The 18075-nt window shown below is 49.9% G+C and carries 15 protein-coding genes and 4 tRNA genes; 15 read left to right on the top strand and 4 right to left on the bottom strand.

Translation table 11 applies throughout. The features are described 5' to 3' along the window. Positions 1–28: 28 nt before the first annotated feature. The 3 genes from Z042_RS22595 to Z042_RS22585 all read right to left on the bottom strand — a co-directional run bounded on the left by Z042_RS22595 (position 29) and on the right by Z042_RS22585 (position 2899). Entirely contained in the window at positions 29–1480 is a 1452-nt protein-coding gene (locus tag Z042_RS22595; RefSeq protein WP_037405615.1) for an alpha/beta hydrolase, read from the bottom strand. A 152-nt stretch (positions 1481–1632) separates the two neighbouring features. After that, a complete protein-coding gene (locus Z042_RS22590) occupies positions 1633–2100 on the bottom strand; it encodes an outer membrane lipoprotein (protein ID WP_024910457.1) in 468 nt (155 codons plus the stop codon). A 337-nt stretch (positions 2101–2437) separates the two neighbouring features. After that, positions 2438–2899 (bottom strand): periplasmic heavy metal sensor, encoded by a 462-nt coding sequence (locus tag Z042_RS22585; protein WP_024910458.1) that lies wholly within the window; start codon positions 2897–2899, stop codon positions 2438–2440. 330 nt (positions 2900–3229) lie between these two features. Here Z042_RS22585 and Z042_RS22580 point away from each other — a divergent pair, with 330 nt between their 5' ends. Both Z042_RS22580 and Z042_RS22575 read left to right on the top strand, forming a co-directional pair. After that, the gene (locus Z042_RS22580; RefSeq protein WP_024910459.1) at positions 3230–5017 is read left to right on the top strand and encodes an ATP-binding protein; all 1788 of its coding nucleotides are present in this window, start codon (positions 3230–3232) and stop codon (positions 5015–5017) included. Then, positions 5004–6353, top strand: a complete 1350-nt coding sequence (locus tag Z042_RS22575; protein WP_024910460.1) for a sigma-54-dependent Fis family transcriptional regulator — start codon at positions 5004–5006, stop codon at positions 6351–6353. The genes Z042_RS22580 and Z042_RS22575 overlap by 14 nt, the downstream gene beginning before the upstream one ends. Positions 6354–6435: 82 nt before the next feature. Here the strand turns inward: Z042_RS22575 and Z042_RS22570 are convergent, their stop codons facing one another. Further along, entirely contained in the window at positions 6436–7173 is a 738-nt protein-coding gene (locus tag Z042_RS22570) for a carbonic anhydrase (RefSeq protein ID WP_024910461.1), read from the bottom strand. Between the two features lie 337 nt (positions 7174–7510). Here Z042_RS22570 and mltB point away from each other — a divergent pair, with 337 nt between their 5' ends. From mltB to gshA, 13 genes are all read left to right on the top strand, one after another. Then, positions 7511–8587 (top strand): lytic murein transglycosylase B, encoded by a 1077-nt coding sequence (gene mltB, locus Z042_RS22565; protein ID WP_024910462.1) that lies wholly within the window; start codon positions 7511–7513, stop codon positions 8585–8587. Between the two features lie 211 nt (positions 8588–8798). Next, positions 8799–9287 carry a nicotinamide-nucleotide amidase gene (gene pncC / locus Z042_RS22560; RefSeq protein WP_024910463.1) on the top strand — a complete coding sequence of 163 codons (489 nt, stop codon included), beginning with the start codon at positions 8799–8801 and terminating at the stop codon, positions 9285–9287. Between the two features lie 112 nt (positions 9288–9399). Continuing rightward, positions 9400–10464 (top strand): recombinase RecA, encoded by a 1065-nt coding sequence (gene recA / locus Z042_RS22555; protein ID WP_024910464.1) that lies wholly within the window; start codon positions 9400–9402, stop codon positions 10462–10464. Positions 10465–10561: 97 nt separating this feature from the next. Continuing rightward, positions 10562–11062 (top strand): recombination regulator RecX, encoded by a 501-nt coding sequence (recX, locus tag Z042_RS22550; protein WP_024910465.1) that lies wholly within the window; start codon positions 10562–10564, stop codon positions 11060–11062. 133 nt (positions 11063–11195) lie between these two features. Further along, positions 11196–13823 carry an alanine--tRNA ligase gene (alaS, locus tag Z042_RS22545; RefSeq protein WP_024910466.1) on the top strand — a complete coding sequence of 876 codons (2628 nt, stop codon included), beginning with the start codon at positions 11196–11198 and terminating at the stop codon, positions 13821–13823. A gap of 250 nt (positions 13824–14073) precedes the next feature. Continuing rightward, positions 14074–14259, top strand: a complete 186-nt coding sequence (gene csrA / locus Z042_RS22540; protein ID WP_004091602.1) for a carbon storage regulator CsrA — start codon at positions 14074–14076, stop codon at positions 14257–14259. A gap of 314 nt (positions 14260–14573) precedes the next feature. Beyond that, positions 14574–14666 (top strand) — tRNA-Ser (locus tag Z042_RS22535). 3 nt (positions 14667–14669) lie between these two features. Next, positions 14670–14746, top strand: a tRNA-Arg gene (locus Z042_RS22530). Between the two features lie 42 nt (positions 14747–14788). Continuing rightward, positions 14789–14865: transfer RNA gene (locus Z042_RS22525), tRNA-Arg, on the top strand. Between the two features lie 42 nt (positions 14866–14907). Beyond that, positions 14908–14984: transfer RNA gene (locus Z042_RS22520), tRNA-Arg, on the top strand. Between the two features lie 132 nt (positions 14985–15116). Next, entirely contained in the window at positions 15117–15683 is a 567-nt protein-coding gene (yqaB, locus tag Z042_RS22515) for a fructose-1-phosphate/6-phosphogluconate phosphatase (RefSeq protein ID WP_024910467.1), read from the top strand. 17 nt (positions 15684–15700) lie between these two features. Continuing rightward, the gene (locus Z042_RS22510) at positions 15701–16108 is read left to right on the top strand and encodes a YqaA family protein (protein ID WP_417903546.1); all 408 of its coding nucleotides are present in this window, start codon (positions 15701–15703) and stop codon (positions 16106–16108) included. Between the two features lie 264 nt (positions 16109–16372). After that, the gene (gshA, locus tag Z042_RS22505) at positions 16373–17938 is read left to right on the top strand and encodes a glutamate--cysteine ligase (RefSeq protein WP_024910469.1); all 1566 of its coding nucleotides are present in this window, start codon (positions 16373–16375) and stop codon (positions 17936–17938) included. The last annotated feature ends 137 nt before the right edge of the window (positions 17939–18075 follow it).

The raw sequence follows: 18075 nt of genomic DNA, 5'->3' as shown, positions 1-18075 counted from the left end.
TGGTATTGCACCAGCCAACGCGCTTTTCTTATTTAGGCAGTGGCCCGATGTTATCGTCAATGCGTTTGAGCATGTACGGGAAGAATGGGTTAGAAGATATACGCATCAGTGAATCCAGCCCAACCACCAGCACGGCTCGCTCACCGCGTGCGGCAAAGGTTCCCAGGCTGATGCCATACTGATTACGCGGTTCTGGATAGCGCCCATACAGTGAATCACTCAGTGGGAACGGCAGAGCAACGTGCGACAGCGAGAAAATATCCGGCAAATAAGTAATACCAAGCATTTCTGTGGTCTCTGCGGTTTGCCCGGCTGCGGTTGTGCGTGCCAGCGTATCGGTCGTTTCTGGCGACACGTTGGTCACTATCGTGGCCTTGTAGTTACGTGGCGCTGGTGGCAGCAGGCGTGGCAGCGCGGTGTAGGACGAGGTTCTGAGCAGTGGCCCGAAGCTGACCGCCTGGTTTAAATCGAACAGCACGACTTCACTGCCATTGGCGGGCAGATGGTTGTACAGCGCAGTAATTACCGCACGTGTGCTGACCGTTGAGTCCAGCACTGACTGGAACGTCAGAATCGGCGGTAATTCACTCATTTTGTTGTTACGTGAATCACGGGCGATCTGTTTTTGCAATTCTTGCGTCAACTGGAAAGATTGCCGTGCTGCATTCACCGGGAATGAGTTGAATTTGAACGGGTTGAATTCGGGGACGATACCTAACCAGGCTGCCTTGGCAAAGGCCGGGAAGATGGCTGGCCAACCGGCGATGCCAGCAAAGCGGGCAAAGCTGGTTACGCCAATCATGGGCGAAATCAACACGACGCGTTGAGGTTTTGCCAGCGTGGTATCGTCAAGCGCATCCAGAGTATATTTCATCGCCAATGCGCCACCGTTGGAAAAACCAATGATGTGCAAAGGAACGTCATCGCCACTGAGGCGTTTGGCTTCGCGCACTGCCAAACGGGTGGCGGCCAGCCAATCCTCCCAATCCACGTCGGTCAAGGCGCCTGGAACGGTTCCGTGGGCGGGTAAACGAATACCGATTGCGACATAACCGTACTGGCGATAATTATCCGCAATATGCCGCAGGCTGTAAGGGGTGTCGGTCAAACCGTGTAACAGCACGACGGCACCTTTGGGTTTGCCTTCCGGCATCATGACATACGAACGGTTCCAATCGGTGGGGAATTTTTCGGGGTAGATAGGGCTACCAGAATAATAACGGTTCAACGACGTTTGCACGTTGCTGGGTAGCTTATCGGTAACATTCAGCCGAACTTCTTTAAAAAGAGCCTCTTCTGCTTTCAGATAGTCAGCCCAACTGGCTTTATCAATCGCATCGGCACGCATTTCATGCGGAACAAAAGTGTGCCAAAGCTGTAGTGCCGGGCCTTGCTGAGTGTAGTAAATACGCCCAGCAAGTGCACCGACGGCTAAAAAAATCACAACCAGTACAATACGTTTTACCCATTTGATGAACATGTGTCTTAACTCCGTTTTTTATTGTAATAACCGAGCCGGAAAACTCGCTATCATCCCAAAAAGTGTATTCATTTGTATATGTTATATCCCTTTTAATAAGCCGTTCTGCGGTGAATAACTTAAACAGGGCTTAAGATGGTACTAATCGGCTGTTATCGTGGTGACACGGTGACTGTCCTGCCGTTGGTTGCAATAGCAACGCGTTGTCCTGGGTGGAACTGGCTGGTTCCCTGGGCCTGTACCACGATAATGTTAGTACCATCGTCGCGGCGGACCTCAAGCTCAACACCATTACTGCGGTTCATCGAACTTTGTACGCTTTGGCCAACGGCGGCACCACCGACAACGCCGGTTGCGGTTGCCAGATTCCGTCCACGGCCACCCCCTACGGTATTGCCGAGGAAGCCACCTACGACGGCCCCACCAATCGCACCGGCAGCATTGTTGCCATCACCACCCTGAATCGTTACTGGGCGCACTGACACCAAAGTACCATAGGTAACGGTCTGAACCTGTCTGGCCTGTGCGGCCGTAAAGGTATCGCCGGAGGAGGTGTTATTAGCGGCACAGCCACTAAGGGCGGCGGCCACAACAGCAATGGCAACGATTGTTTTAGTCATAATAAACCCCAAAAATGTCTAATGAATGTGAAGAAGAGACAACATCAGCAGTCTCGTAGTTTGAAGTATGGCAGGAACTTGATTTTATTCAGGTAAACAGTGAAAAAAATTATAACTGGGTGGATGAGTGAGAGAGTAATTAATACGCCGGGTTGAATTATTTTATTTTTAAATCAATGGGTTGATTTTTTCGCCATGATGACGGGAAGAGAGAGATATTGAGCTGGGGATACCAGGAGAGAACCTTGAGATAACCAAGCGTTCTCTCCGTCGTTTCAAAGGCAGGGAAGGGACATGTTAGCGGTTATTTTCTGCCTGACAGGCAGGATCCCAGGGTTTAACGGCAGCCACGGCCGCCGCCATGCATTCCTGGTTCCCCCATTCTGTGCCCCATCATAGGTACTCCGGCTTTTGCTAATTGGGTGTCCAGTTCAACACGCTGTTGATAGAGGTTGTCACGTAACACGGTAATTTCTTTACTGACTGCCAGAACCTTCTGTTCATCCAGTGGTTTACTGGTGAGCAGCGCTTGGTACTCATATTGCTTGGACATCATTTGTTGCCGTAAATCAGCCGTTTTCAGCTGAAATTCATCGAACGCCTTTTGGCTGTTAGCCTGCTGTTCTGGCGTCAGATTGCTCATATAGCCGCCGTGCTGATAACCCATCCCCTGGTTCATTCCCTGCGAGTTCGCCATGTTGTACCTATGCATACCATTTTGTGCCATGGCGAGGTGGCTAAATCCTGCCAGTGTGGCAAGAGAGAATAGGGCGGCAAGGGTGGTTTTATTTAGTGTCATGGTGAGTTTCCTTATGTTTGAGGTATTCCTGCCTGTTATAGCAAGCGGCATGCCATGATTTGCTTGGCATGATACTTGTATGAATATGATGTTCTTCGCTATGAAGTGGTTTACCGGAGCAAACGCGGGAAGCAGGGAGTTCAGCCTGTGGGCGCTATTATTGCAACCGCGAGATTAAAAATTAATCCAGGCAGAATGGGGGGACGATACTGGCATCAACTTACAGGTGATGCGGGTAATAATTACTCACTTTGTTTATAGTGTGGGTAAAAATTACCCGCATAGCGATATCTGTTTCTCTACATCACCTTAAACGAGGGATACGGCTTAATGGCAGATAAAAAGAAATCTGGCTTATTATCGGTCTGGATTTTGATTGGTTCGGTGATGATATTGATCGGCATTATTATCACGATGGCAATAAAAGACCTGAACCGTGGACGGGAAATCGAAATCCAGACGCTGCGAGAAAAAAGCGCGGTACTGATCCGTTCATTTGAATCCGGTGCCCGCACAGGCATGGGGATGCGTTGGCGGCAGGATCAACGCCAGATTTTATTAGAAGAAATGGCTTATCAGCCGGGGGTGCTGTATATCGCCATTACGGATGCTTCAGGCTACATTCTGGCGCATAGCGATCCGGCTCGGGTTGGAACCCCGTTGTATAGCCAGCAAGAAATGGATGCATTAAAAGTGGCGGGGGCTGAACAATGGCACATGACCACTTTTATTGACCAGGAAAATAATCGTCAGAATGCTTTTGAAACCTATCGTTTCTTTAAACCGCTGAAACGCGGTAGTGGCCATGGTGCTCATATGATGGGTATGCACCGAACCATGGCACCGGAGATGGACGGCAGCCGCGATGCGCAGGATGAGGAGCAAAATATCATTTTTGCGGCTTTCGATACCTTGGCATTGGATGCGACCCAGGCTAAAGATATTCGCAATACGGTGATCCTGCTGGCCATTCTGGCATTGTTGGTGCTGGCGTGCCTCTTGGCACTGTTCTGGGCACGGCGCTATCAGCGTTCCCGCCAGCAACTGCAAGACTCCAGAACTTTTTCAACGGAAATTATCAGCAATCTGCCTATCGGATTGATCACGACCAATGAGCACCAGCAGATCAGCGTGGTCAACCAGGCGGCAGAAGCGATGCTGGGCAGCCCAGCAAGCGGGTTATTGGGGCAGAATATTCATCGTGCGTTGCCTGCAGAGTGGAATCAACGGGTTGAAAACCACCGTAACGGTCAACCGGTTATTGAGCATGACATTGACTACCAGTTGGCTAACGGGCAATTCCTGCCTTTGAGTATCAGCGTAGCCAATATTGTCAACGACAGCGGCAATTTCCTGGGGAACCTGTTTATCTTCCGCGATATGCGGGAAGTTCGCCAACTGCAAGACCAAGTACGGCGGAAAGAGAAATTGGCGGCGATCGGTGATTTGGCTGCGGGCCTGGCCCATGAGATCCGCAATCCGCTTTCCTCAATCAAAGGTTTTGCCAAATATTTTGAAAATCGCTCGCCGCAAAATAGTGAAGAACAGGCGTTGGCTAAAGTAATGGCGAAGGAGGTTGATCGTCTGAATCGGGTGATTAGTGAGCTGCTGGCGCTGGTACGGCCCGTTGATTTGCGGCTGCAACAGGTAAATATCAACGAAGTGATCGCCCATTCATTACACCTGATTCGCCAAGATGCAGAGAATAAAAACATTACTATCCGTTATTGCAGTAATGAGATGTTACCTGCGATTGAAATCGATCCAGATCGTTTTACGCAGGTTTTACTGAATCTGTATTTGAATGCTATTCAGGCAATAGGTGCGAATGGTTTGCTTGAGGTTGGTGTTACGCAGCGGCGTGAAGAGGGTTTGTGCATCACCGTTACAGATTCCGGTAAGGGCATCGGGCAAGACGAGCTGACAAAAGTCTTTAACCCTTATTTCACGACTAAAGCCACAGGTACAGGGCTAGGGTTAACCATTGTGCAGAAAGTGATCGAAGAGCATCAAGGCAAAATCACCGTGACCAGCCATCCGCAATCAGGTACGCGCTTTGAGATGGTGATCCCCTTGAAACATAAAAAGCAGGAGGCTTCTGAGCATGGCGACGTCTAATGTGCATATCTTGGTGGTGGATGATGACCTGAGCCATTGCACCATTATTCAGGCGTTGATGAACGGATGGGGGTATCAGGTCAGCCTGGCGCATAACGGTCTGGCGGCGGTGGAGCAGGCCAAGGAAACTCCGTTTGACCTGATTCTGACCGATGTTCGCATGGCAGAACTGGATGGTATTGAGGCACTCAAGGCGATCAAAGCCTACAACCCGGCAATCCCGATCCTGATTATGACGGCCTATTCTAACGTTGAGTCAGCGGTAGAGGCGATAAAGTCCGGTGCTTATGATTACCTGACCAAGCCGCTGGATTTCGACATCTTGCAGCTCACCATCGAACGGGCGTTGGAACATACCTCTCTCAAGACCGAGAATAAAACCCTCAAACAGCAGTTGGTGGCGAATAACCAGAATATGCTAGGGCGCAGTGTTCCCATGCGCCGCCTGATGGAGATGATCGCCATGATCGCCCCTTCGGAAGCTACTGTGCTGATCTGTGGTGAGTCGGGTACGGGGAAAGAGCTGATCGCCCGGGCGGTGCATGCCAACAGCCTGCGTAAGGATTGGCCATTAGTGAGTATCAACTGCGCGGCGTTGAGTGAGTCATTATTGGAGTCCGAATTGTTCGGCCATGAGAAAGGGGCGTTTACCGGGGCAGACAAGCGCCGGGAAGGGCGCTTTATGGAAGCACATCAAGGGACGTTATTTTTGGATGAGATTGGTGAAGTATCACCGCTGATGCAGGCGAAATTACTGCGGGCGATTCAGGAACGGGAAATTCAGCGGGTTGGCAGCAACCAGACGCTGTCTGTCGATGTGCGGTTGATCGCCGCCACCAACCGCGATCTGCTGGCCGATGTAGAAGCAGGCAGGTTCCGTCAGGATCTCTACTATCGTCTAAACGTGGTGACGGTGGAAAGCCCGCCACTGAGGGCTCGTCGGGAAGATATTCCTCTGTTGACGATGCACTTTCTGGAAAAATTTGCTGAGCGTAACCATAAGTCAGTGAGAGGGTTTACTCCACAGGCCATGGATATGCTGCTGAAATATCACTGGCCCGGTAACGTGCGCGAGTTGGAAAACACGGTAGAACGCAGCGTTATTTTGTTGACCGGTGACTTTATCAGCGAGAAAGAGCTGCCGTTGAGCATCAGCCAGTTTGCTAACGAAAGCCCTGAAAACCAGGTGGGGAAGCCGATCGAACCCCTGGAGTGGGTGGAGAAAAACGCCATCTTGGCGGCATTGGAAAAAACCGGGGGCAATAAAACGGAAGCGGCAAAACAGTTGGGCATTACCCGGAAAACCCTGCTGGCTAAGCTACAAAAAACCACCTGAAAAAAGTGGGGTTGGGGGCATGAAGGGGCAGCGACGTGAAGGGGGCTGGTCGCTGCATCTATTTCATAGTAAGGAGAGTCGGTTAGGAAAGAAAATCCACTTTTCCGCCATCCAGGTTATACATGCTACCCACGATTTTTATTTTCCCGTCCTCTTCCAGTTTTTTCAGCACCGGGCTGTTGGTACGGATATTGGCAATCGTCATTTCAACGTTGGTTTTGGCTACCGCATCCACAAAACTATCGTTTTTACCCGAGCGGTCGCCTTCATAGACGGTTTTGTCGATAGCCGGTTTGATCTTGTTGAGCAACCCGGTCAGGTTACCCAGTTCGGCATTGTCAATGGCACCTTTTACCGCACCGCAAGCAGTATGCCCCATGACCAGTACCACTTTGGCACCCGCGACGGCGCAGGCGAATTCCATACTGCCGAGGATATCGTCATTTTGAATATTACCGGCGATGCGGCAGTTAAAGGTTTCGCCAATCCCGACATCCAGCAGGATCTCCGCTGGGGCACGGGAATCGATACAGCTTAAAATCACCGCCGCTGGGAATTGCCCGTGCTGGCTGGCTTGTTTTTGAGCTACATAGTCGTGTTGCTGCATTTCCCCTTTACGGAATCTCATGTTGCCTTGTTTAAAGCTCTCGATAATTTCATCAGGCGTCATTTTGTCGCGTTGTTCTTTAGTCATCGCGGCGGCAAAAGAGATGGAAGGTGCGGTAAAACCTGCAATGCCAGTCACGGCGAGAACGGAAAGGGCGGCAGTGCGCTTTAATAAAGTTCGGCGTGCGGGTTCTTTTTCTGGGAGTTTACTCATAACGTTATACCTCTGTGTTGTTGGGCTCTAGGCTCGCCATACTGCAAGTGGCATCAGTGCTGGTTTTTCGGCAACTCACATTGTTTAGGGTATGCAACACTTCAATTGCGGATTGACATCAAAACAACCCAATCAATACGACACCCTGAGGTTTTGTGGTTGAACCGTTATTTTTTGTAGAGATGTAAGCATTATAAGTGTATATGACTCCTCACTTTTCGTTGGGGTATTTTATGTTTATCGAGTTGCTGGGTGCGGGCGCATATTCCTGTTTGTTCGCGCTAGACAATGCCTTAACATAGCAACAACTCTTTTGGTCTGGTTATATGGATATCCGATGCGCCACCTGGTTACCTTCTTACCGTTGCTCCCGTTACTTGTTGCCTGTAGCAGTGAACCTGCTGCGATAGAGCAACCCCCGCAGGGCAGCCTGGTTCAGAGCGGTTTTCTGCTTGAGCCGGAACATGCAGTTCATCCATTGAGTGGCGATTTTGCCGATAACCCGGCGACGGCCCGTTTTATCAATAACATGGTGCAAGAGCATGGTTTCGAGCGCCAGCAGTTACATGATGTATTGGCACAGGCACAACGGCTGGATTGGGTGATACGCCTGATGGATAAACAGGCTCCGGCTGGCCGGCCAGCAACAACCCCTAATGGTGCTTGGATTCGCTATCGCAGCAAGTTTTTGACCCCCGAGAATGTGCAAAACGGTGTGGTGTTCTGGAATAAATATGAAGAAGCGCTACAGCGTGCCTGGCAGGTTTATGGGGTACCGCCGGAAATTATTGTTGGCATTATCGGGGTGGAAACCCGTTGGGGCCGGGTGATGGGCAAAACTCGCATTATCGATGCGTTGGCTACGTTGGCTTTTGAATATCCGCGTCGTGCTGAGTTTTTTACTGGTGAACTGGAAACCTTTCTGCTGATGGCGCGTGCTGAAGGTGATGATCCTCTGTCATTGCGCGGTTCTTATGCAGGGGCCATGGGGTATGGCCAGTTTATGCCCTCATCGTTTAAAAGTTATGCCATTGATTTTAATGGTGACAACCATATCAACCTGTGGGACCCGGTGGATGCTATTGGCAGCGTCGCCAACTATTTCAAGGCCCATGGCTGGACCAAAGGGGGCACAGTGGCGATTCCTGCCAGTGGCAAGGCTCCTGGGCTGGAGACAGGGTTCAAAACCAGCTACGCCATCACGACCTTATCTGCGGCGGGTTTAACGCCACAAGGCTCACTTGAGGGCCATCAGCAAGTCAGCCTGCTGCGCTTGGACATGGGCAACCGCTATCAATACTGGTACGGATTACCCAATTTCTACACAATTACCCGCTACAACCACAGTGTTCACTATGCCATGGCGGTATGGCAGTTGGGTGAAGCCGTTGGCAGGGCGCGGCGTGGGCAATAATTGCCAAGTAGCATAAGTAAAGAGCATATGGGGATTGAGTTTGCCATGACTCAATCCCTTTGTATTTCTTGCTACAACCCAGCGATAAGAACGAGCAATTAACATGGCATGACCTGCGAAACATCACGCATTTCCCAGCATAACCTCGGCTAACGAGGCTTGATAAATGTTACTATCGGGCGCATATACCCTGGTTCACTAAGGAGTGCCTATGAGTGAGATAACTCTGCGTAAACTCAGTATTTCTGTCGGGCAAAAACTGAAAGCCAATGGGCAGTGGATCACCTGTGCAGAGTCTTGTACCGGTGGGGGCATTGCCAAAGCGATTACTGATATTGCAGGTAGTTCAGCCTATTTTGATCGTGGTTTTGTGACTTACAGCAACGTAGCAAAACACGAATTGTTGGGGGTGAAGGAAGCGACCTTGGTAGCGCATGGTGCGGTGAGTGAAGCCGTGGTGTGCGAGATGGCTGTTGGTGCGCTGCATGCTGCCAAGGCCGATCTGGCGCTTTCGGTCAGCGGTATTGCAGGCCCGGATGGCGGCAGTGAAGAAAAACCGGTCGGAACCGTCTGGTTTGGTTTTGCCGAGCGTGCTGGCCGTGTACAGGCGTACAAAATGCAATTTGCTGGCGATCGCGATGCCGTGCGGTTGCAAGCGACAATTTTTGCGCTGCAAACAGCACTTGACGATTTTTTGTAAAATTTGGCTTGATACTGTATGACCATACAGTATAATTAGTGACATTTCCTGCACAACATACATTCAGCGGCAGTGTGGGGTCATACCGGCATTGCAAAACGAAGGAGCAAAAATGGCGATTGATGAGAACAAGCAAAAGGCGTTAGCTGCGGCACTGGGCCAAATTGAAAAACAGTTCGGCAAAGGCTCCATCATGCGCTTGGGTGAAGACCGCTCCATGGACGTAGAAACGATCTCCACTGGCTCACTGTCACTGGATATTGCCTTGGGGGCTGGTGGCCTGCCAATGGGCCGTATCGTTGAGATTTATGGTCCTGAATCTTCGGGTAAAACCACTCTCACCCTGCAGGTTATCGCCTCCGCCCAGCGTGAAGGTAAAACCTGTGCGTTTATTGACGCCGAGCATGCGTTGGACCCTATCTATGCCAAGAAATTGGGTGTTGATATCGACAACCTGCTGTGCTCGCAGCCAGATACCGGAGAGCAGGCACTGGAAATCTGTGATGCCTTGACCCGTTCAGGCGCGGTTGATGTGATCATCGTTGACTCCGTGGCTGCGTTGACGCCAAAAGCGGAAATCGAAGGTGAAATCGGTGATTCACACATGGGGCTGGCAGCGCGCATGATGAGCCAGGCCATGCGTAAACTGGCCGGTAACCTGAAAAATGCCAATACATTGCTGATCTTCATCAACCAGATCCGTATGAAAATTGGGGTGATGTTTGGGAACCCGGAAACCACGACAGGTGGTAACGCCTTGAAGTTCTATGCTTCTGTCCGTTTGGATATCCGCCGTATCGGTGCGATCAAAGAAGGTGACGAAGTTATCGGTAGCGAAACCCGCGTGAAAGTGGTGAAGAACAAAATTGCAGCGCCATTCAAACAGGCTGAGTTCCAAATTCTGTATGGAGAAGGTATTAACAGCCGTGGTGAACTGGTCGATCTGGGTGTTAAACACAAAATGATCGAAAAAGCGGGCGCATGGTACAGCTACAATGGTGAGAAGATCGGCCAAGGTAAAGCTAATGCCTGTAACTTCTTGAAAGAGAACCCAGCGGTTGCTGCTGAGTTGGATAAAAAATTGCGTGATTTGTTATTACACAGCAATGGTGAACTGGTTGCCGCTATTGCTGAAGATTTAGATGATGACGAAACAGAAACTAGCGAAGAATTCTGATTTTTGCTGGTAAGCATGCGTACCAAAGTGGTGCGCATGCTGATTGTCAAGGTTGTAGCGTATGAATGATGTGATTCCCCGCCCAAATAGTAAGGCATTGAATGCCTTGATAAGCCGGGCCATGCGGCTGTTGTCCTTACGCGACCACAGTGAAGTAGAGTTACGCCGTAAACTTGCGGTGCTGCCATCATTGATAGGGAATGCTAAGTCAGGTTCGATGTTCCCTGCGAATCCCTCTGAAGAACTCATTGATCCTGCGCTTATTGAACAAGTCATTGCCTATTGCTATCAGCATCGCTGGCTGGACGATCGGCGTTTTGCCAGTAGTTTTATTAGCGGGCGTAGCCGCAAGGGCTATGGCGCACAACGCATCCGTTCTGAACTGCTGCAAAAAGGCGTGGAGAAAGAGATTGTGCAGGCAGCATTGGCCGCATGTGACATCGATTGGTGTGAACAGGCTAAGCAGGTTGCCCAGCGGAAATTTGGCGATCCGCTACCGCAGGAATGGCAAGGTAAAGCTAAAGTACAGCGTTATTTGCTCTATCGTGGCTTTTTTCAAGAAGAAATTCAGTCAATTTACCGTGATTTTGCGCAATGAGTGCACACGGGGTTTTACTTCCCTCTGAAGAAAATTTATCTTATCCCCACTTTTAGTTCGTGAACCAGATGATATCGTCAGGATGTCGTGCCTCTTGTTCACGTGTCGTTATTCTAGCCTTTCCAGGAAAATTATGAGCAAGAGCACCGCTGAGATCCGTCAAGCGTTTCTCGATTTCTTCCACAGCAAAGGTCACCAGATTGTCTCAAGCAGCTCTCTGGTACCTGATAATGACCCGACATTGTTGTTTACCAATGCGGGTATGAACCAATTTAAAGATGTTTTCCTGGGGCTGGACAAGCGAGCCTATTCACGTGCTACCACTTCGCAACGTTGTGTACGCGCGGGTGGGAAACATAACGATTTGGAAAACGTTGGTTATACCGCACGTCACCACACGTTCTTTGAAATGTTGGGTAACTTCAGTTTCGGTGATTATTTTAAACACGACGCGATTGGTTATGCCTGGGAATTACTGACGGGTGAAAACTGGTTCAACCTGCCAAAAGAGAAGCTGTGGGTTACCGTGTATGAGACCGATGACGAAGCCTTCAACATTTGGCAGCAACAGATAGGTGTTCCTGCTGAGCGCATTATTCGTATCGGCGACAATAAAGGTGCAGCCTTTGCTTCCGATAACTTCTGGCAGATGGGCGATACTGGCCCATGTGGCCCATGTACCGAGATTTTCTACGATCATGGAGATCATATCTGGGGTGGCCCACCAGGCAGCCCGGAAGAAGACGGCGATCGCTATATTGAGATCTGGAATATTGTATTCATGCAGTTCAATCGCCAATCCGACGGTACTATGCAGCCACTGCCGAAACCTTCGGTAGATACTGGCATGGGGCTGGAACGTGTTGCCGCGGTTCTTCAGCATGTGAATTCCAACTACGAAATCGATCTGTTCAGCACCTTGATTAGTGCCGTTGCTAACGTGATTGGTACAACGGATCTGAATAATAAATCGTTGCGTGTTATCGCTGACCATATTCGTTCGTGCGCATTCCTGATTTCTGATGGGGTTACTCCATCAAACGAAAATCGGGGTTACGTGCTGCGCCGTATCATTCGCCGTGCGATCCGCCATGGCAATCTATTAGGTGCGAAAGACACTTTCTTCTACAAGCTGGTTGCCCCGTTGATTGCTGTAATGGGCTCGGCTGCCGATGAGCTGAAGCGCCAGCAGGCGCTGGTTGAACAGGTATTGAAAACCGAAGAGGAGCAATTTGCTCGCACGTTGGAACGCGGTTTGGCGTTATTGGATGATGAGTTGGCCAAATTGCAGGGTGATACCCTGGCTGGTGAAACAGCATTCCGCCTGTACGATACTTACGGTTTCCCGGTTGATCTGACCGCTGATGTTTGCCGTGAGCGTGGCTTGAAGGTTGATGAAGCGGGTTTTGAGCAGGCAATGGAAGCGCAGCGCCGCCGGGCACGTGAATCGAGTGGTTTTGGTGCTGATTACAACAATATGATCCGTGTTGAAAGTGCCAGCCAATTCAATGGTTATGATCGTGACGAACAGCCGGCGAAAGTGACCGCATTGTTCCGTGATGGCCAGCCAGTGGAAGCGATTTATGCGGGTGAAGAGGCCGTGGTGGTACTGGATGAAACCCCATTCTATGCAGAATCGGGCGGCCAGGTTGGTGATAAAGGCGTGCTGAAAGCAACTGGCATAGAGTTTGTGGTCAATGATGCGCAAAAATATGGTCAGGCGATTGGTCATCAAGGCACGTTGGTTTCAGGTATTTTGAAACTGAATGATTCGGTTGACGCTGTGATTGACAGCGCACGCCGTAATCGTATTCGTTTGAACCACTCGGCAACCCACCTGTTGCATGCGGCACTGCGTCAAACTTTGGGCGATCATGTTACGCAGAAGGGGTCATTAGTGAATGACAAGTATCTGCGTTTCGATTTTTCTCATTCTGAAGCGATGAAGCCGGAACAAATTCGTGTGGTAGAGGATTTGGTAAATCAGCAGGTTCGCCGTAACCTGGTGGTGGAAACTGACGTTATGGCGTTGGAGGCAGCCAAAAGAAAAGGTGCGATGGCGCTGTTTGGCGAAAAATACGACGATCACGTGCGTGTGCTGACTATGGGGGATTTTTCTACCGAGTTATGCGGTGGTACTCACGCCAATCGTACCGGGGATATTGGCCTGTTCCGTATTCAGAGTGAATCGGGTACTGCTGCCGGTATTCGTCGCATCGAAGCCGTTACCGGCGAAAAGGCCATTGCTACGCTGCATCAGCAAAGCGATCTGTTACAGGACGTCGCCCATTTGGTGAAGGGTGACAGCAATAACCTGGCGGATAAAGTGCGTGCGGTGCTCGATCGTACCCGTGCGTTAGAAAAAGAGCTGCAACAGTTGAAGGATCAACAGGCTGCGCTGGAAAGTGCTTCTTTATCGAGTAAGGCGAAGCCAGTAAAAGGGACTAAACTGTTGGTCAGCCAGTTGGATAACGTGGAGCCTAAAATATTGCGTACTATGGTTGATGATCTTAAAAATCAGCTAGGTTCTGCGATCATTGTTCTGGCTACGGCAGAAGAAGGAAAAGTCAGCCTGATTGTTGGGGTGACGAAAGACCTGACCGACCGGGTGAAAGCAGGGGAACTGATTGGCCACATTGCGCAGCAGGTTGGCGGCAAAGGCGGTGGCCGCCCGGATATGGCGCAGGCCGGGGGAAGCGATGTCAATGCTTTGCCTGGCGCGTTAGACAGCGTTGAAGCCTGGGTGGTTTCGAAGCTGTGAAGATAAATAAATAGTTGCATAAAAATGCCATAACTCATTATGAATTATGGCGTTTTTTATAGTGCTAAGTTAATGTAACTGTAATGACGGAAATAAAGTTTTTCAGGTCAACTAAACTTATCGTAATCTGGAGTGATGCAAGCCTGCTTACATTTATGTGGGTTCTATGGCTTACGTTTTCACTACATATGATGGATAATGGCGGGGAAACTGAGATACCCGACTCTTTTAATCTTTCAAGGAGCAAAGAATGTTAATTCTGACTCGTCGAGTTGGTGAGACCCTCATGATTGGCGATGAGGTCACGGTCACAGTGCTAGGGGTTAAAGGTAACCAAGTGCGTATTGGTGTGAATGCTCCTAAAGAGGTGTCTGTCCACCGTGAGGAAATCTATCAGCGCATCCAGGCTGAGAAGTCTCAACAGACGACTTACTGATTCCTAAAGAGCGTCTCGTCTCAGAGTGAGGCGCTCCTTAATCATGCCCTTCTGAATCCTCTATTATTTTTTGTGTGCTTCTTCCGATCTTTTTTTCCTGTTGTGCAGATTTTCATACTCGCTACCGTGATATTTTCCTGCCGGTAAAACACTCTTTTTGCTGTGAAATCACGCATGTTGTCTGTGATTTGTGCAAACGTGCAGGAGTTAGGAAAAATTGTTTGACTTATAAGTCGAGGAAAGTAATATGTGCGCCACGCAGTGCCGATGAGCTTCTCTTAAAGCAAGTTAGGCACAATTCGAAAGAAGCGCATGGTGAGGTGGCCGAGAGGCTGAAGGCGCTCCCCTGCTAAGGGAGTATGCGGTCAAAAGCTGCATCCGGGGTTCGAATCCCCGCCTCACCGCCATTTGCATCCATAGCTCAGCTGGATAGAGTACTCGGCTACGAACCGAGCGGTCGGAGGTTCGAATCCTCCTGGATGCACCATTCTTGGCTTCACAAAGTAAATTCGTTATAGCAAATTTAATCGCATCCATAGCTCAGCTGGATAGAGTACTCGGCTACGAACCGAGCGGTCGGAGGTTCGAATCCTCCTGGATGCACCATTCTTGGCTTCGCAAAGTAAATTCGTTGTAGCAAATTCAATTGCATCCATAGCTCAGCTGGATAGAGTACTCGGCTACGAACCGAGCGGTCGGAGGTTCGAATCCTCCTGGATGCACCATCTTAGAAAACCCCGCTTTCTGTTTCTAATAATTCCTGCATTAATACAGCACTTTCCGTCATGCTCAAACAGCGACAAGCTTTCGGCTTTACGCTAAAGTGGTTTTCTTTCTTCAACGCTGGCGGAGCCAAGATGTACGATCGCTACCAGGGGCTGATTTTCGACATGGATGGCACGATTCTGGATACCGAGCCGACACATCGCAAGGCATGGCATGCAGTGCTGGCACGCTATGGTATGGCGTTTGATGAAGCCACGATGGTGGCTCTGAACGGTTCTCCAACCTGGCGCATTGCTCAGGCGATTATTGATTCATATCAGGCCGATCTTGATCCCTATCATCTTGCCGCAGAGAAAACCCAAGCAGTAGAGATCATGCTGCTGGAGAGTGTTCGCCCATTGCCGTTGATTGACGTGGTAAAATCTTATCGTGGTCGTCGCCCAATGGCGGTGGGAACCGGCAGCGAGCATCGCGTGGCGGAGATGTTGCTGCGCCATTTAGGGTTGCGTGATTACTTTGATGCTATTGTGGGGGCTGACGATGTGCAACGTCATAAACCCGAACCGGATACGTTTCTACGCTGCGCGGAGCTGATTGGTATACCACCAGAACAGTGTGTGGTGTTTGAAGATGCCGATTTTGGCATTCAGGCCGCTGAGCGGGCGAATATGGCCGTGGTAGATGTTCGTACATTGTGACTAGTATGTTGGCACTCATGTCTCTGTTTGGTAGCAGCTTCCTTAGTGCGACGCTGCTACCGGGCAACTCAGAGGTTGTGTTGGTGGCTTTGCTGACCAACAGCAGTGTTTCACCGGGTATGCTGGTGTTAGCTGCAACATTGGGAAATACCCTGGGTGGATTAACCAATGTCATTATCGGGCGTCTGTTACCGGCGTTGAAATCGCAACGGGGGTTGGAAACAGCTCTCGGTTGGTTAAAACGTTTTGGCCCGGCTGCGCTGTTGCTCAGCTGGATGCCGGTAGTGGGCGATTTGTTGTGCGTGTTGGCAGGTTGGCTGCGTATGCCATGGGGCTCTGTTACGTTGTTTCTGTGTCTTGGAAAAGCGCTGCGTTACATCATATTAACTATGATTACGCTACAGGGAATTGCCTGGTGGCATTAACCAAGTGAATATAGACCCAAAATCATTCAAGATGTATCAAAGTAGTAAGCGAGTGAATCTCCAAGAGCATAGCCAACTAGGTGAATGGGGAAGGCGGCAAATCTGCTTTGAGCAAATTTGCATGCTGCTTGCAGCAGCCCTTAAGGGGCAAGTAACAAAACTAACAAAGAGGCAGTTTGCAGGATGAAGGGTGTAACTCAATATTCTCTTGGCAGCAGATTTAATATGCTGACAAGTTATCGTTTTTAGCAGCGGGAGGTCGATTTGATCCCGGATGTATCACAGGCACTTTCTTGGCTGGAAGCCCACCCTCATGCTTTAAAAGGGATTCGGCGTGGTATTGAACGCGAGACACTGCGGGTGACCGCAGAGGGTTCGCTGGCCACTACCGGCCATCCAGAAAAACTGGGTGCGGCATTAACGCACAGTTGGATTACTACAGACTTTGCCGAGGCATTGTTAGAGTTTATTACGCCGGTTGATGGTGATATCGAGCACTTGCTGGCGTTTTTGCGTGATATTCATCGGCATGTGGCTCGCAATTTGGGCGATGAACGCATGTGGCCGTTGAGTATGCCGTGTTTCATCGAGGCTGAGCAGGATATCGAACTGGCACAGTTTGGTTCATCCAATATTGGCCGTATGAAAACGCTTTACCGTGAAGGTTTGAAGAACCGCTATGGTGCGTTGATGCAGACTATTTCCGGTGTACATTATAATTTTTCTCTGCCGCTGGAGTTTTGGCAGGCATGGGCAGGAGTTGAAGACGCCGAAAGTGGTAAAGAGCAGATCTCGGCGGGGTATTTCCGGCTGATCCGTAACTATTATCGCTTTGGTTGGGTGATTCCGTACTTGTTTGGCGCCTCTCCGGCAATTTGTTCCTCGTTTTTGAAAGGGCGTGAAACTTCATTGCCATTTGAGCGCAATGCGCAGGGCATGTGTTACTTGCCCTATGCGACCTCGCTACGCTTGAGCGATCTCGGCTATACCAATAAATCACAAAGTAATCTGGGTATTACCTTCAACGACTTGCAAAGCTACGTAAAAGGGCTGAAACGAGCCATTGCTACGCCTTCGGAAGAGTATGCCAAGTTGGGGGTGAAGGAAGGCGACCGTTATCTGCAACTGAACAGTAATGTATTACAGATAGAGAACGAGCTGTATGCACCCATCCGGCCGAAGCGGGTAACCCGAAGCGGTGAAACACCTTCCGATGCCTTGCTGCGTGGTGGCATCGAATATATTGAAGTACGTTCGCTGGATATCAATCCATTTTCGCCAATCGGTGTTGATGCTGTCCAAGCTCGTTTCCTGGATCTGTTCCTGGTGTGGTGTGTGCTGGCTGATGCACCGGAGATGAGTAGTGATGAACTGCTGTGTACCCGTAAAAACTGGAATCGCGTTATTCTGGAAGGGCGCAAACCGGGGCAGGTGATTGGCATGGGCTGTGATGATATTCGCGAACCACTGGGAACCGTGGGTAAGGCTTTGTTTAATGACCTGAAACGCGTGGCCGAAGTATTGGATAACGAAGCGGGTAATCAACAGTATCAGCAGGTTTGTGATGAGTTGGTTGCTGCGTTTGACGATCCCGAGTTGACATTCTCAGCCCGTATCCTTAAGGCGATGAAAGCGGAAGGTACTGGCCGTGTTGGTCTTGATTTGGCGGAACAGTATCGCAAAATGCTGATGGAGGAACCGCTGGAACTCCTGACTGAGGAGCAATTGGCTCAGGAACAGGCAGCATCATGGCTGCGTCAGCGAGAGTTGGAGATTAGCGATACGCTAAGCTTTGATGAGTTCCTGAAAGCAAACGGCGGTGGGAGCTGAAAAAGAAAAAGGCCACATCAATGTGGCCAAATATACATCTCTGATAACAGGGATGATGATAACAAATGCGCGTCTTTCACATACTCAGACACGCGGGGTTGGAAAAGGTTTCCTTAAAGACGAAAAAAGTTTTTGAA

The organism is Chania multitudinisentens RB-25 (genome assembly GCF_000520015.2).
GTDB lineage: Bacteria > Pseudomonadota > Gammaproteobacteria > Enterobacterales > Enterobacteriaceae > Chania > Chania multitudinisentens.
This window is presented reverse-complemented; position numbering and strand designations above follow the sequence as displayed.